Origin of the sequence: Lacticaseibacillus nasuensis JCM 17158, from assembly GCF_001434705.1 — a bacterium.
Taxonomy (GTDB): domain Bacteria; phylum Bacillota; class Bacilli; order Lactobacillales; family Lactobacillaceae; genus Lacticaseibacillus; species Lacticaseibacillus nasuensis.
Genome location: NZ_AZDJ01000032.1, coordinates 212,745 through 227,239, shown reverse-complemented (window position 1 = coordinate 227,239; position 14,495 = coordinate 212,745). Strand labels below are relative to the sequence as shown.

Here is a 14,495-nt window from a genome sequence, read left to right as displayed (position 1 = left end):
GCCTCGAGGCAAAAAAATTGTGACGACCAGCTGGCCGCCACATTTTTTTAGGCTAAATTTTCCGTGGTTTCCACCCGGTGGGCCAGCAACCAGGCGCTAGCAGCACCCATGAGTAGGTTCAGCACCCACAGATAGGCGGCTGCTGCCCATAATGCCGACCAGTGACCGGAGAAGTTTAACGTGTTGCCGCTGCCGCCAAGCACAAAGTTGAGCCCGGCAATCATCGTTGGACCTAACACCAGCGCTAGCAGGTCGCCCAGTTTATCCAAGGTCGTGCCCAGCAAGAAGAACAAGCCGATGTACAAGAAGCCGCGCCAGAATTGTTCCTGCGTGGTTGGCAGATAGGTGCCCAGGGCCAACCCGGCGAGGTGGACCAGGGAGACGAAACACCAGCCCCACACCAACGCGGATAAGGCGATGAAGGCCAGCGTTACCATCACCGGCCCCGAGGCGTGGAGATTCGTGGAGAACCCGGCGCCGCCGCCGAAGTGGGCGGCGGGCACCAGCCAGATGATTTGGACCAGCACAAAATACGTGGCCGCCAGCACCGTCGCCAATTGGGCGGTCACGAAGCGGGTGCCGTCACCAAGCGGCACGAGCCGCCACAGATTGGCCGTCCACTCTCTTTCGGTGGTGCGCGCCAGCAGCACGAACAACACGATGCCGGCGAGCACGGCGTAGCTGAGCCCGAAGCCAGCCAGGTCGCCAGGATGTAGCCGCAGGTGACCGAGGTGGAGGACTTCAGCGCCGAGGGTGACCAGCACGGCGAGGGCTTGCAGGCCGAACAGCAGGTGCACGGTGCGCAGGCGCGGCGAAAGTAATGCCCGCAGGTAGGCAAACTGTATTTTCATCCTGGGCCTCCTAAGGTTGGGTCTGAGTTTCCGTCCAGTGCTTAAGCAGATACACGTTCACCGCGCTGAAGCCGGCGATGATCAAGGCGAACACGGCCAGGGCGATGAACAAGATGCCGGGGCGCTCACCGAAGTGCGTGCCTTCGACGTTGAAGGCGTGGTTGAACCACCCCTTCAGCGCGGATCCGGCGATGTGGGTGATCAAATCGATCACCCAGTTAATGAACCAAATGACGGCGATGGCAACAAGGACGTACAGCACTTGGGTGACGAGCTTTTGGCGCCGCCCTGGCAAAAATGTGGTGATGAGCGTCGTCAGCAGGTGGACCAGGCTGACCAGCACGAACCCCCACAGAAAGCTTAAGGTCAGCACCGCCAGCAGCCACGAGCCAAAGCCCCAGTCGCCAGAGGTGAAGTTAAACGCGCCGCCATCGAGCACGGCAAACAGATTCCACAGCACAATCTGCAGGAGGAAAAAGGCGCAGAACCACACCAGCGTGGCGAGTTGGTTGGCGGTGTAGCGCGCCGATTCGCTGATTGGCACGAGGCGGTCCAGGTTGCGCCCCCAGGTGTGCTCGGTGAATGCGGCCAGGCGAATGTACAAGACGATCGCGGCGAGGATGCCGCCGCTAACCAAGGCCCCTTGCGCGCTGTCCACACTCAGGTCGCTATTGATCCAGCCGATGGCCATTAAGAAGATGATTCCGGCGACGATGGCGACTTCCAACCCGCAGGCAAACCCGAAGAGGCGCGTGCGCTGCCGCAAACAGGCGGCGAAATAATGCCGAAAATGGGTCATGATTGCGCCTCCTCATACAGCGCCTCGTAGTAGTCCTCGATGCTTTGATGATGCGTCTCGCGAATCGTGTCGGCCCGTTCATGCGCGACAATACGCTGGTCTTTGATGATGACGACGCTATCCAGCAAGTTGGCGATATCGCCGACGTGGTGGTCGGAGATAACCATGGTGGCGGCGTCGGGCTTCCACTGAATAATCCCGGCCAGAATCTTTTTGCGCGTCATGCTGTCGATGCCATCGAAGGGCTCATCGAGCAGGTAGAGCTGACTGCGCCGCGCCAGCGTCAAGGCGATGGTGAACTTGCGCTGGTTCCCTTTGGACAGCGTTGAGAGCTTAGCGTGGCAGTCCAGGGCGAATTCTGTGGCCAGTTGTTGGAAGTGGGCGAAGGCAAAATCGGGATATAGCCGCTCACAAAACAGCGCGAGTTGTTCCAGCCGCGCATTGGCCGGCGCGCCGGCCAGCAAAGCCGAGTAGCTGACCACGGCTTTGCGAGCGGCAATGGCCGTGGCCCCGGCGACGGTGATGCTGCCGCGAAAATGCGGGGCCACCCCGGCGATCAGGCGCATCAAGGTGGTTTTCCCGGCGCCATTTGCGCCCAGCAAGCCGACGATTTGCCCGGCCGGCAGGGTCAAGTTGATGTCCGTGAGAATGCGGTGGTAGTTGCGTTGATAGTCTAGGTGCTCAATCTGCAATAAATCAGTCATTGGAATCGTCCTTTCCGGCCAGGTGCTGCGTGACGGCTTGAATGATTTGCGAATCGGTCAGGCCAAGTGTCGTCAGCTGCGTGCACAGGCTGGCGACGGCCGAGTCGACCACGGCGGCGGTGAGGCGGCTCACCACGGTGGCGTCTTCGGTGACGAAATTGCCCCGCCCGCGCTGGGTGACGATGATGCCGTCTTGGATCATCGTGCTCAAGGCGCGCTGCACCGTGTTGACGTTGACGGTGAGGTCTAAGGCCAGCTGGCGCACCGGCGGCAACTGGTCACCTGGCCGCAAGTCGCCGCGAATGATGCGATCGGCCAACACCTGCTTGATTTGGAGGTAAATGGGCAGATTATCGTTGAATTCCATTGTGGCCCTCCTTACTAGTGTATTAGATTACTAGTACACTATAATGCCATCACACGAAATGCGCAAGCACTGTGGCAAAAAAATCGTTAGTTGCGGTCAGGCGGGGGCTGGTAGAATAGAAACCAGTAAAGGAGGCGCGCCATGACCACTGTTGCCAGCATTACTGCCGCCATCGAAGCCGATGCGCAGAATCAGGCCTACACCAAGGCGGGGTTGCACCCGCTGTTTAAGGTGATGCCAAGCGCCACCATGTTGATCCTAAGCCAAGCGCCGAGTCGCCAGGCCCAAGCGGCGATGACCTTTTGGCATGATCCTAGTGGCGACCGGCTGCGCCAGTGGCTGGGGGTCAGCGATGAGGAGTTTTACCATGCCGGCAAGATTGCCGTGATGCCCTTGGACTTCTACTATCCCGGCAAGGGCGGGCGCGGCGACTTGCCGCCGCGCAAGGGCTTTGCGGAGAAGTGGCACCCGCCGTTGTTGGCATTAATGCCTCACCTGCAAATGACGTTGTTGATTGGGATGTACGCGCAAAAGTATTACCTCGGCAAGCGGCGCCAGCCCACGTTAACCGCCACCGTGGCCCACTACCAAGATTATTTGCCAGAGTATTTTCCCTTGGTGCACCCCTCGCCATTGAACTACGGGTGGCTGCATCAGCACCCGTGGTTTGAGCAAGAGGTGGTGCCAGACCTCCAACAACGGGTCCGCGCTTTACTCTAAATTGGTTGCTTAGCACTTTTCTTGCTCGACTGCTAAAAAATGAACTATAATGAACTTGTACGAAAGATTCAGAAAGGAAGGATTCGCAATGGCTGAAGATTTAGAGAAGACCTTGGTATTGGATCAGAAGATGAATGAGGTGTTCGACTGGAGTCAGTCAGAGCTCCCTGTTCGCGACGCACTGTGGGATCACTATATGGAGCAAAACGGCAAGGATACCATCAAGACTGAGGAGCAAATGAAGCCGGTATTGGACATGTCCGATGCAGACGTCAAGGCCTTGGCCGAAAAGGAACTCAAGTAAACTACTCAACCGATTCGCAGTGCGAGTCGGTTTTTTCGTGGCCCGTTGACACGTTCGCCTTTAGGCCCTATGCTGAAGCGTATTGAGTTGAGGAGGACAAACTTTGACCACGAAAAAACAGGTGAGCCTGGCGGGGATGCTGATCACGCTGGGAATCGTCTACGGGGATATTGGGACCAGCCCGTTGTACGTCATGAACGCCATCATCGGCGACGAGCAACGCGTCGGCAACATGACGCCAGACATCGTGATTGGTAGCGTGTCCCTGATCTTTTGGACGCTGGTGCTGCTGACGACGGTGAAGTACGTGCTCATTGCCATGCGCGCAGATAACAACGGCGAAGGTGGCATCTTTGCGCTGTACGCCTTGGTGCGCAAGCGCGGGCGTTGGTTGGCGTTGCCGGCGTTGATTGGCGGCGCAGCGCTGTTGGCCGATGGGACCTTGACCCCGGCGGTGACCGTGACCAGTGCGGTAGAGGGATTAAAAAGCCAGCGCTTTGGTAGCTTCACCTTTAGCGACTCGCAGCTGTTGGTGCTGGCGATTACCACGACCATTCTCGTCGCGTTGTTCCTGATTCAACGCTTCGGCACCGCCACCATCGGGCGCGCGTTTGGCCCGGTGATGCTGGGGTGGTTCCTGTTTCTCGGAATCGTCGGCGTCTGGCACTTGGCCGGGCACGTCGAGATTCTCCAGGCCTTGTCGCCGGTGCCGGCGCTGAAGGTGCTGGTGGCACCAGGCAATAAGGTCGGGATTTTCTTGCTGGGCAGTATCTTTCTGGCGACGACCGGGGCCGAGGCGCTGTACTCGGACATGGGGCACGTCGGCAAGCACAACATTTACCGCACCTGGCCGTTTGTGTTCGCCATGCTGATGCTGAACTACTTCGGCCAAGGCGCCTGGCTCATTGCCCACGCCAACGACGCGCAATACGCCAACGAAACCGCCTTAAACCCGTTTTACGCCATGCTGCCGGATAATCTGCGGCCGGTGGCGATTGTCCTGGCCACTTTGGCGGCGATCATCGCGTCGCAGGCTTTAATCACCGGGTCCTACACGCTGGTCAACGAAGCCATTGGGTTGAAGTTCCTGCCGCGCCTGCACATCAGCCACCCGAACCTGCATCGCAGTCAGGTGTACATTCCATCCGTGAACTGGTTCCTGTTGGTGGTGACGCTGGGCGTCGTTTGGTATTTCCGCACCAGCGAGGCGATGGAGGCGGCCTACGGGTTGGCCATCACCGTCACGATGCTGATGACGACACTGTTGCTGTATGAATTTCTCAGCATGCACGGGTCACGCGTTCGCGCGTTACTGGTGGCCGGTTTCTTTGCGCTAATCGAGTCGATTTTCCTGATTGCCAGCCTGACCAAGTTCATCGCCGGCGGCTACATCACCTTGGTCATCATGTTGTTGATCTTGCTGCTGATGGTGGTGTGGTTCTTCGGCAACAAGCTGCGCGAGCGGTACCAAGGCGAAAGCGAGTCGGTAAACCTAAAGGACTACCTCCCGCAGCTCAACCGCCTGATTGGCGACCACGGGGTGCCGCTGTATTCGACCAACCTCGTGTACATGACGCGGGTGCGCAAGGACTATACCTTGCGCCGGACCGCGATGTATTCGATTCTCGACAAGCGGCCTAAGCGCGCGCATGTCTATTGGTTCGTGACGGTAAACGAAACCGCCGAGCCGTATTCGATGAGCTACACCGCCGACTTGATGGGCACGCGCAACGTCGTCGACGTGCAGTTGTACCTCGGGTTCCGGTGTTCGCAGCACGTCAATGTCTACATGCGCCAAATCATTAATGATTTGATCGACGCCCACGCCATCGACGCGCAGCAGCCGCGCTACTCCACGCTACATCACCGCACGGTTGGGGACTTCAAGTTCATCATCCTCACCGAACAGCCGCAGGGCCTGCAAACCAGCCAGGACATCCCGAACTGGCAAAAGCGCCTGATCGGTGGGCGGCTGTGGCTGCAAAACATCGCCACCAACCCGGCGCAATGGTACGGGCTGGAATTCTCGGACGTGGTGGTGGAAACCGTGCCGCTATTTATCAACGCAGCGCCGGCGCCACACTTCGAAAGTAGTGAAATCAAGAACACGCGGAAACCAGAATAAGCTTAAAGCGGCCAGCGCATGCTGGCCGCTTTGTTCATGGTAAACTAACGGTGGAGGTGACAGCGATGACGAAACGATTATGGCAGGTGCTCGGCGGCGTGGCCGGTGGGGTGGGGCTCGTTGCCGGTAGCTACGTGGCGTACATGTTGGCGACTTACCGGCGACTGCCGGATGACCAGACGCTGCCGGTGCATCACCGGCCGGGCGCTGCTTTGATGCAGACCGGACGCGAGTACACCGTGCAAACCTTTAACATCGGCTACGGGTCATATCCGCCGAGTTATTCGTTCTTCATGGCCGGTGGTAAGTCTAGCCGCGCGACTAGCGCCGCCAGTGTGCAGCAGGCCATGCGCGGCATCGAAGCCACCACGCGCCAGGATCTGCCCGATTTTGCCTTGTTCCAAGAGGTCGATAGCGACGGCGACCGCTCGCGGCACGTCAACGAGGTGGCCTGGCTCACCGGGGCCTTCGCCCAGACCCACGAGGCGGTGTACGGCCAAAACTACGCCACCAAGTACCTGGCGTATCCATTCACCCAGCCGATTGGGGCGGCGCAGTCGGGGTTGTTGACGCTAAGTACCACGCGCATCGACAGCGCCCGGCGGTATTCGTTGCCGATTCCCACCGACCTTAGCAAGTTTCTCGACTTGGATCGGGCCTTTACCGTCGCGCAATTGCCCACCAGCGATGGCCACCACCTGCAGCTGGTCAACGTCCACCTGTCGGCCTTCACCAAGAACCGGGCGGTACAAGCCGCCCAGTTGCACAAACTCTTTGCCTATATCGCCGCGGCGTACCGCACCGGCGACTACGTGGTGGTGGGCGGCGATTTTAACCACCGCCTGCTGACCAATAGCGCAGCGGTGTTCCACACCAAACAGCCGGATTACACCTGGACGCACCCGTTTCCGGTGGCGGACTTGCCGGCTGGGTTTACCGTGCCGCTGGCGGGTCTGGCCGCGGCCGCGGTGCCCTCGGTGCGCTACCTCGACGCGCCGTATCAACCCGGGCGCACCTTCGTGACCTTGATCGACGGCTTCATCGTGTCGCCGAATGTCACCGTTAAGCAGGTGCGGGTGGTGGATGCCGGCTTTAAAGACTCCGACCATAACCCGGTACGGCTGACGTTTGCGTTACAACCAGCCATGGAGGGCCCTCATGATTCGACCGATTAATCACAACCAAGCCTTGCTTCAACAACGCGCCCGGCAAGCGACTACTGCCGACGCCGACATTGCCCAGGACCTTCTGGCCACCTTGGCGGCGCACCGGGCCGAGTGCGTGGGGATGGCAGCAAACATGATTGGCCAGCCGGTGGCCATCATCGTCGCGCAACTCGCCGCCGGCCCCGTGGCGATGATGAATCCCGTCATCACCCGCGAAGGCGGCCCTTTTGAGACCGAGGAGGGGTGCCTGTCGCTGACGGGGACGCGGCCGACGACCCGATACCGGCGCATCACGGTTAGCTGGCACACGCCGAGCGGAGAAGCGCAAACCGGGCGCTTCACCGGTTTTGAGGCGCAAATTATTCAACACGAATGCGACCACTTGAAAGGAATTTTGATATGACCAAGCTCGATCCACAGTGGCAACGCGCCGGCTACACCTTGCGGCTGGGGCGGCCAGCTGAGGCGGAGACCTACTACGCTAACTTCACTCGGCGCGATCCGGAAGGGGATCGCTTCACCGGCAGCGGCAGCTTCACCAAGCAACAAGTCGTCGAGTTTTACCTGCACACCATCACTGACCCGAACCGCTACGACTTGTTGCTGGTGGCACCGGATGGGCGGATCACCGGCGAAAGTGTCCTGAATGACATCGACTGGACGCTGCGTTGCGCCAACTACCGCATCTATTTGTTTGACCCCGCCTTGCGCAACCACGGCTGGGGCACCTGGTTGGTCACGACGGCGCGCGATTTTGCCTTCGATCAGCTGCACCTGCACCGGCTGGGGTTGGATGTGTTCTCGTTCAACCCGCGGGCGCATCACGTCTACCAAAGGGCCGGCTTTATCGACGAAGGCCGGCTGCGCGATGCGGTGTGGGACTCGGCCACCGGGCAATATGGTGACGACATTCTAATGGGGATGCTGGCCAGTGACCCGCGGCCACGTGAGGCGGTTGGCACGGCGCACTGACAGGCTGAGCTAGAGCAGACGAAAAAACCACTTCGCAGATGCGAAGTGGTTTTTGATGTGCAACGAGATTAGTCGTTTAACGTGAACTGTAGCTTCATCTTTGGCGCGCCCAAGGCCACCATTTGGCCTAACAGGGTCGTGGCCTTGGCCAAGGCGATGTCGGCCATCTTGGCGTTCACCGCGGTGAGGTATTCAACGGGATCGGCTTGGTCGGCGTAGTGCGCGTCGGCCTCAATTTGCAGGTGGCGGCAAGCGGCTACCGTGTTTTGCTCAAAGAGGTCTTCAAAGTCTTGGTACAAGGTGAAATCGGTGTCGCCAAACACGGCCAGCGTGGAGAACAGCCAGTACATGTTACGCGGATCGTACGTGCTGGTGGTGTCGCGGTAAGGCGCTGGGGTGTCGGTCACATTGGCGTAAAATGGCACGACCGCATTGAACGTGTTCGGGCCAAAGGCGAGCCAGTGAATGCCGGCGATGGCGGCTGGCACATCGTTGCGAATCTGCAGGATATGCAGTTCCTGGTTGCGGTTGATGCCGATTGGGCGGAACCGCTTCTTTTCTTCCTCGGTACCGGCGTTGCTATACGGATCGTAAGGCGTGTTTTGGTAATGCGAGGACAATACGTACTTCACGTCTTCGATACTGATTTTTTTATCTGTGCGACAAATGAACGGCAGGTCCTGATCGATCGGTTCAGTGTCGAACTCTGGGTTGAAGTACAGCTGACCGTACCAAGCCCGCGGGTTGTTGTAGCGGGTGTCTTTGGCACTGGCGCTGCCGAAGATGTGGCGCAGGTTGTAGCCGTCACGGTCCGGGTTGAGGTGATACGTGGTAATCAGCTCTTCGAGGTCGGCGCTGGCCATGCAGTCGGCGGAGTTAAAGTCGAAGTCGGTGATGTTGAAGCGGTTCGGGGCGACCACATAGGCGTCATCGGGAATCCGAATGGCAGCCCAGTGGTGGCCGGCGATGCTTTCAAAGTACCAGACTTCATCCTTGTCGGAGAAGCAGATGCCGTTGGTTTCGTAGGTGCCGTATTGTTCCAGCAATGCGCCGAGGCGTTGCACGCCTTCGCGCGCGCTGTGGATGTAAGGCAAGACGATGGTGGTGATGCTTTCTTCACCGAGGCCTTCTGGCACCAGCGGATCGATGCCGAGGATGCGGGCGTTGGTCGTGATGGTTTCCGTGGCGGTCATCGCGACGTTTTCGCTGTTGATGCCAGCGGCTGCCCAGAGGCCTTTGCCGGCAACGGCTTCTGGCGTCGAGGTGTAACCCAGCGGATTATCCGGCAAGTCGAGGTTAAAAGCGCTGAGCTCGGCTTGGTAGTGCCGCGGCTGGTCGGCCGGGTGCACGTAGACGAACTTCTGCGGCTGCAGTGGGACGTTGCCGTCTTCGTTACGGGCGATAATCGTGGAGCCGTCGATGCTGGCGGCCTTGCCGACGAGAATAGTGGTGCAGGAACCATGAACGCGTTTTGTCAAAATGATTTCCTCCTTCAATGGGGCTTCAGCCATATTGTAGGGGAGGATCGGATAATTAGCAAAGGCGATTACTTGCTTTTCATGAGATTTTCACGATAATTGTCCATAGATGTGGACACATGTTGACATGTGGCCAACGCGTGAATGCGTAAAGTAGACAACGAAAGGATGAATGCTATGCGGGCCAATGAAAGCCAACTGATCGCCACTCTCCGTAGCCATCCCGACTTTGTTTCGGCCAATCAAGTCGCGACGGAGCTCGGAGTGTCGAGCAAGACGGTTTATCGCCTGATTGCGCGGATCAACGCGCAATCCGCCACGCCCCTTGTGGAAAAAAGCCCAGGCAAGGGCATTCGCATGACCCCGACCACCGCCTCCGTGGCGGTGCCGGAGACGCCAAGCAACCAGGCGAGCTTCACCCCGTTGCAGCGGCGGAACAAGGAACTGCTCGTGTTGCTGTTCAAGGCGCCGTATCAGGTGACTGCGCAGCAGCTGTTTGAGGAGTTCTACATCAGCGAATCGACCCAAGCCAGTGACTTGGCCGCCTTAGAAGAGACCCTCCAGGGCTATGCCCTCGCGTTGAACAAAGACACCCACCGCTACGGCGTCATCGGCACCGAAGCGGCGGTGCGCACGGCAATCAACGCGACGTTGGCGAACATGAACCTCTTTTCCGTGAGTGGGATTCAGGAGTTCTCGGCGGATGCCAAGGACTTGAACCCCTATGATCAGCAGTTTATTACCCGGGAGTTGCTGACCATCGAAAAGAAGCTCGGCGAGCCCATTCCCTACCCGTATAACATCAACATCTTTTCTCATCTCTATATCTTGATCATGCGCATGCGCCAAGGGACCTTAATTCCGGCGGCACAGCCAAGCCTGTCCCCGCGTGAGCGGAGCCTCATCGACGATAACGCCGTGTTGTACCAAATCGTCACGGATGTCATTGCCGACTTCAACCATTACTTGAACACCAAGATGCCGTACAGCGAAACGGTGAACTTGTTGCAATACCTGTTATCCATTCGGTTACAAAGCCGCCCAACGCGGCCGCGGGACTTGGATCCACAGGTTCGCGCCTACACCGAATACCTGTACAACGAGGTGAACCGGTTGGAAAACAACCAAATCGAATCCAGCATGATCATGGACGATTTGGTCAACCATCTCCAACCGATGCTCAACCGCAACAAGAACGGCATCTTCGTGGTCAACGTCTGGTTGGCTGAAACCCGGCGCCAGTACCGCCGCTTATTCGACGAGATCCGCGGCGTGATGACCCGCTCGGAGTCGCTGTTTGACCTCCAGCCAATCCCCGACGCCGAAGTCGGGTTCATCACGCTATACTTCGCCCGCTGCCTTGAGCAGCAGGCGACGCAAAAGCGGGTGGCCATCATGTGCACCACGGGCGTCGGCACCTCGATGCTGATTAAGGTCAAGGTGCACAAAGCCTTTCCCGATTTCGACATCATCAAGGTGATGGCCCTGGCGGAATATGACACGGTGGTCAACACCGAGCACCCCGACCTCGTGATTTCCACGGTGGCCGCGCCGGAAATTGCCGGTACGCCGGTCGTGGTCGTATCGGCCTTGTTCTCCGAAGAAGACCGGCGGCGCATCGTCGAAACACTGAAAGGGCGGGCATGACATGCAGATTCTGACCACGACCATGGCCGGGCAAACGGTGCAAGCCGCGATGACCGACCTGGGTCGCTATTTCCAAGAACACGCTATTATTGCAGAACCTGCTGCCTTTGCTCGCGCTGTCGCGAAGCGCGAGGCGCTGGGCTCGACCTATATCGGGGCCGGCATTGCCACGCCGCATTATGTGGCTCCTGGCTTGACCCCGACGCTGGTGATTGCGCGAAGCCAATCGCCATTGGCCTGGCCGGATGGTCACACCGTGCACCTGTGCTTGGTGCTGGTCTTACCGCCAGGGGGCGCGGATGCGCAAATGATCAAGTTGATGACGGCACTGGCTGATGCAACCTGGTTGCAGCGGTTAAGCACCGCCACGTTACCCGTTATTCAAGAACTGATTCGTCAAGTCATGGAGGGTTAGTACGTGAGTTTAGCAGATACAAAATTAATTGTGCCACAGTTGGTTGCCGACACCGCCGAAGATGTCATCAGTCAATTGGCCGACAAGCTGACTGAGAACGGCTTCGTCAAGGATAGCTTCAAGGCGGCAGTGTTGACCCGGGAAAGCAAATTTCCGACAGGGTTGCCGACTGGGGCCATCAACGTGGCGATTCCGCACGCCGATGCCAAGTACACCAACGAGTCGAAAATTGCCGTGGCCACGTTGGCCCACCCGGTGAAGTTCCGCAACATGGCGGACACCACCCAAGAGCTTGATGTCAGTCTCGTCTTCATGCTCGGAATCCACGAGGCCCACGGCCAAGTGGCGACCTTACAGAAGATCATGAGCCTGGTGCAAGATCAGGCTCACCTGCAAAAGTTGTTAGGCATGACCACAGTTGACGACATCTTCGCCGATGTGGACGCCTTTTTAAGTGATTTAAAGTTCGAGGACTAAGCATGAACACCAAGCACGTATTGGTCGCCTGCGGGTCGGGTATCGTCACCAGCACGATTGTGATGGCGAAGATTTCCCGGGAAATCCAGGCCCGCGGCTGGACCGGCATCGAGTTGACGCAAGGCACGTTAAGCGACGTGTACGCGCAAACCGCCGATTATGATTTGGTCGTCACGACCACGCCGCTTGAGGCGGGCCCTGACGAACGCATCATTTCGGCCTTAGCGTTGTTGGCCGGCGACGATACGGCGGCGTTCTTTGCTGAGTTTGCCCATTACTTGTCACTGGATTAATAAATTGGAGTGAAATAGTTATCATGAAGATATTTATCGATGCAATTATGTACATCGTTAATCTCGGCCCCACGGTCATGATTCCGATCATCATGTTGATTTTCGGCTTAGCCGTCCGGGTCCCATTTGCCAAAGCCCTGCGTGGTGGCTTGATGGTCGGGATTGGCTTTATTGGGTTGAACGCGACCGTGTCCATCCTGACTGACGTCATGAACCCTGCGATTCAAAGCATGATCAAAACCATGGGCCTGCACCTGCAGGTTATCGATGTGGGCTGGCCATCCGCCAGTGCCATCGCCTATGGGACTGCCGTTGGGGTATCCATCATCCCGCTAGGCATCTTGATCAACATCATCATGATCGTGACCAAGACCACTCAAACGATTGATGTTGATATCTGGGACTTCTGGCATTTCGCCTTTTCCGGTTCTCTGGTTTACGCGATGACTAAGGACATTGTCTTGAGCTTGTTCACCGCTTCGGTCTTCATGATCATCGTCATGGTCATTGCCGACCGGACTGCACCACTGGTTGATAAGTATCTGGGCCTGCCTGGGATCAGTATCCCTCATGGTTACGCCGCGACTTATGTGCCAACTGCGATTGTCATGAACTGGATTATCGACAAGATTCCTGGCGTCAACAAGATTCACCTGGAAGCTAAGGACTTCAACAAGAAGTTTGGGGCCTGGGGCGAACCGACGCTGTTGGGCTTCGTCATTGGCTGCTTCATCGGTCTGCTGGCGTACATTGCCGTCCCTGGCATCAGTATCGCCGACAAGATCGGGAAGATTCTCTTGATGGGTGTCACCTTGTCTGCCGTCATGGTCATCACGCCAAAAATGGCGGCCATGTTGCTGCAAGGCGTTGTGCCAGTTTCTGGCAACATCCAGAAGTGGACGCAAAAGAAGTTCTCTGGTAACCGGAAGCTGTACATCGGCCTTGATACCGCCGTTGGGATTGGTTCCCCAGTGGTTCTGGCCTGTGCCACGCTGATGATTCCAGTCGCCTTGCTGTTTGCCTTCATCCTGCCTGGCAACCAGTTCCTGCCAACTATCGGTTTGGTTGGGTTCGTCTTCATGTTCCCACTGATCGTTTCCGTTGTGCATGGTGACTTCTTCCGCTCCTTCATCATCGGGGCCATCCACGTTGTCATCGGCCTGTGGATCGGTACTGACCTGGCACCGCTGGTTACGCGCGCTGCCCGTGCCGCTCACTTCTCCATTCCTAAGGGCTCCACGTTGATCAACAGTATCGACAACGGGTCCGACCCGTTCCCTTGGGTCTTCGTTAAGTTGGCGCAAAACAAGTGGGTCCTGTATGCCTTTGGGATCATCGTCTGCGCGATTCTGATTTTCTGGAACCGCAAGAAGATTGTTGCTGAAGAAAACGCTAAGCCCGCAGAAGCCGCAAAGTAATGTGGCGGCAATTTGTAAAGCTCATGGTGCGTGCAGCGATGTGGCGCCAAAGCGCGTATAATTGACTTGTCACCAAGAAAGGAAGATTCTCATGAAAAAAATCCTCGTTGCCTGTGGCGCCGGTGTTGTGACCAGCACCGTTGCTATGAATAAGCTCAAGGAAGCCTTCGACGAACATCATGTGCCAGAAGATGCTTACCAAATCGACCAAACCTCGATTGCCCAAGTGGCTTCGATGGCTGACAACTATGACTTAGTTGTGACCACCACCCAATACGATGGCGCAGAAGGCACGACTGTGTTGAACGGTCTGCCATTCCTGACGAACATCGGCGTTGAGCCGCTGATCGACAAGGCGTTTGAGGTCTTGGGCTTCCAAGAATAATCAACGTCGTGAACTTGACCCACTCGGCTTGGCCGGGTGGGTTTTTGTGTGGGCGCGGAAGGTGATCGGGCCTGCGCGCCCTACACTTATATAAAGCGCTCAGCCCAGAAAAGTGTTAAAAGTGCTCGAAAAACGCCGGCCTGACTTGTTTTCACAGTACAGCAAAAATCGCCATTTTCAAAAAAATCTCACGGTCTAGAAAGCCATGCAGCGAAAAAAACAGGCTTGAAGATGATGGAGTTGTCATGTTGTAATTCTTCAACAAAAGTATTCTTTAGAATTTACTTTTTCGGTCGAGTGGGTTGCCTCACCCGCTGAATTTTCCCCGCAATCGTCAAAAATACGGTGTTGATATACCGGGCTTTGTGGGCTGT

General features: G+C 57.4%; 17 protein-coding genes. 12 read left to right on the top strand and 5 right to left on the bottom strand.

The features are described from left to right. Nucleotides 1-47 precede the first annotated feature (47 nt). Genes FD02_RS10390 through FD02_RS10375 form a run of 4 tightly spaced genes read right to left on the bottom strand, consistent with a single transcriptional unit; the run spans nt 48 to nt 2,721 of the window. Nucleotides 48-851, bottom strand: coding sequence for a hypothetical protein (locus FD02_RS10390; RefSeq protein ID WP_056952163.1), 804 nt, complete (start codon nt 849-851; stop codon nt 48-50). Nucleotides 852-861: 10 nt separating this feature from the next. Next, complete coding sequence (locus tag FD02_RS10385; protein WP_054722048.1) at nt 862-1,650, bottom strand: hypothetical protein; 789 nt, start codon at nt 1,648-1,650, stop codon at nt 862-864. Further along, nucleotides 1,647-2,354 carry an ATP-binding cassette domain-containing protein gene (locus FD02_RS10380; protein WP_056952161.1) on the bottom strand — a complete coding sequence of 236 codons (708 nt, stop codon included), beginning with the start codon at nt 2,352-2,354 and terminating at the stop codon, nt 1,647-1,649. Before FD02_RS10380 ends, FD02_RS10385 begins: the two co-directional genes overlap by 4 nt. Then, nucleotides 2,347-2,721: a GntR family transcriptional regulator gene (locus tag FD02_RS10375; protein WP_054722050.1), complete on the bottom strand. Its 375-nt coding sequence runs from the start codon at nt 2,719-2,721 to the stop codon at nt 2,347-2,349. The genes FD02_RS10380 and FD02_RS10375 overlap by 8 nt, the downstream gene beginning before the upstream one ends. Before the next feature lie 141 nt (nt 2,722-2,862). On the opposite strand from FD02_RS10375, the gene FD02_RS10370 reads away from it, so the two are divergent. The 6 genes from FD02_RS10370 to FD02_RS10345 all read left to right on the top strand — a co-directional run bounded on the left by FD02_RS10370 (nt 2,863) and on the right by FD02_RS10345 (nt 8,008). Next, complete coding sequence (locus FD02_RS10370) at nt 2,863-3,441, top strand: uracil-DNA glycosylase family protein (protein WP_056952158.1); 579 nt, start codon at nt 2,863-2,865, stop codon at nt 3,439-3,441. 88 nt (nt 3,442-3,529) lie between these two features. After that, on the top strand, nt 3,530-3,745 hold the full coding sequence (locus tag FD02_RS10365) for a P8 family protein (RefSeq protein ID WP_054722052.1): 216 nt from the start codon (nt 3,530-3,532) through the stop codon (nt 3,743-3,745). Nucleotides 3,746-3,881: 136 nt separating this feature from the next. Next, the gene (locus FD02_RS10360) at nt 3,882-5,870 is read left to right on the top strand and encodes a KUP/HAK/KT family potassium transporter (protein WP_056952226.1); all 1,989 of its coding nucleotides are present in this window, start codon (nt 3,882-3,884) and stop codon (nt 5,868-5,870) included. Between the two features lie 65 nt (nt 5,871-5,935). Further along, entirely contained in the window at nt 5,936-7,045 is a 1,110-nt protein-coding gene (locus FD02_RS10355; RefSeq protein ID WP_056952154.1) for an endonuclease/exonuclease/phosphatase family protein, read from the top strand. Then, nucleotides 7,029-7,439, top strand: coding sequence for a peptide deformylase (locus FD02_RS10350; RefSeq protein ID WP_054722118.1), 411 nt, complete (start codon nt 7,029-7,031; stop codon nt 7,437-7,439). Before FD02_RS10355 ends, FD02_RS10350 begins: the two co-directional genes overlap by 17 nt. Then, entirely contained in the window at nt 7,436-8,008 is a 573-nt protein-coding gene (locus FD02_RS10345) for a GNAT family N-acetyltransferase (protein WP_054722053.1), read from the top strand. Before FD02_RS10350 ends, FD02_RS10345 begins: the two co-directional genes overlap by 4 nt. A gap of 68 nt (nt 8,009-8,076) precedes the next feature. Here the strand turns inward: FD02_RS10345 and FD02_RS10340 are convergent, their stop codons facing one another. Next, a complete protein-coding gene (locus FD02_RS10340; RefSeq protein WP_056952152.1) occupies nt 8,077-9,486 on the bottom strand; it encodes a C69 family dipeptidase in 1,410 nt (469 codons plus the stop codon). A 177-nt stretch (nt 9,487-9,663) separates the two neighbouring features. Between FD02_RS10340 and FD02_RS10335 the strand changes: the two genes are divergently transcribed. From FD02_RS10335 to FD02_RS10310, 6 genes are all read left to right on the top strand, one after another. Beyond that, complete coding sequence (locus FD02_RS10335; RefSeq protein ID WP_056952150.1) at nt 9,664-11,133, top strand: BglG family transcription antiterminator; 1,470 nt, start codon at nt 9,664-9,666, stop codon at nt 11,131-11,133. A gap of 1 nt (nt 11,134) precedes the next feature. Further along, complete coding sequence (locus tag FD02_RS10330; protein ID WP_056952148.1) at nt 11,135-11,548, top strand: PTS sugar transporter subunit IIA; 414 nt, start codon at nt 11,135-11,137, stop codon at nt 11,546-11,548. A 3-nt stretch (nt 11,549-11,551) separates the two neighbouring features. After that, nucleotides 11,552-12,025, top strand: coding sequence for a PTS sugar transporter subunit IIA (locus FD02_RS10325; protein WP_056952146.1), 474 nt, complete (start codon nt 11,552-11,554; stop codon nt 12,023-12,025). Between the two features lie 2 nt (nt 12,026-12,027). Next, nucleotides 12,028-12,318, top strand: a complete 291-nt coding sequence (locus FD02_RS10320) for a PTS sugar transporter subunit IIB (RefSeq protein ID WP_054722064.1) — start codon at nt 12,028-12,030, stop codon at nt 12,316-12,318. Between the two features lie 23 nt (nt 12,319-12,341). Continuing rightward, nucleotides 12,342-13,736 (top strand): PTS galactitol transporter subunit IIC, encoded by a 1,395-nt coding sequence (locus FD02_RS10315; protein WP_054722066.1) that lies wholly within the window; start codon nt 12,342-12,344, stop codon nt 13,734-13,736. 91 nt (nt 13,737-13,827) lie between these two features. After that, nucleotides 13,828-14,121, top strand: a complete 294-nt coding sequence (locus FD02_RS10310; protein ID WP_056952144.1) for a PTS sugar transporter subunit IIB — start codon at nt 13,828-13,830, stop codon at nt 14,119-14,121. Nucleotides 14,122-14,495: the final 374 nt, after the last annotated feature.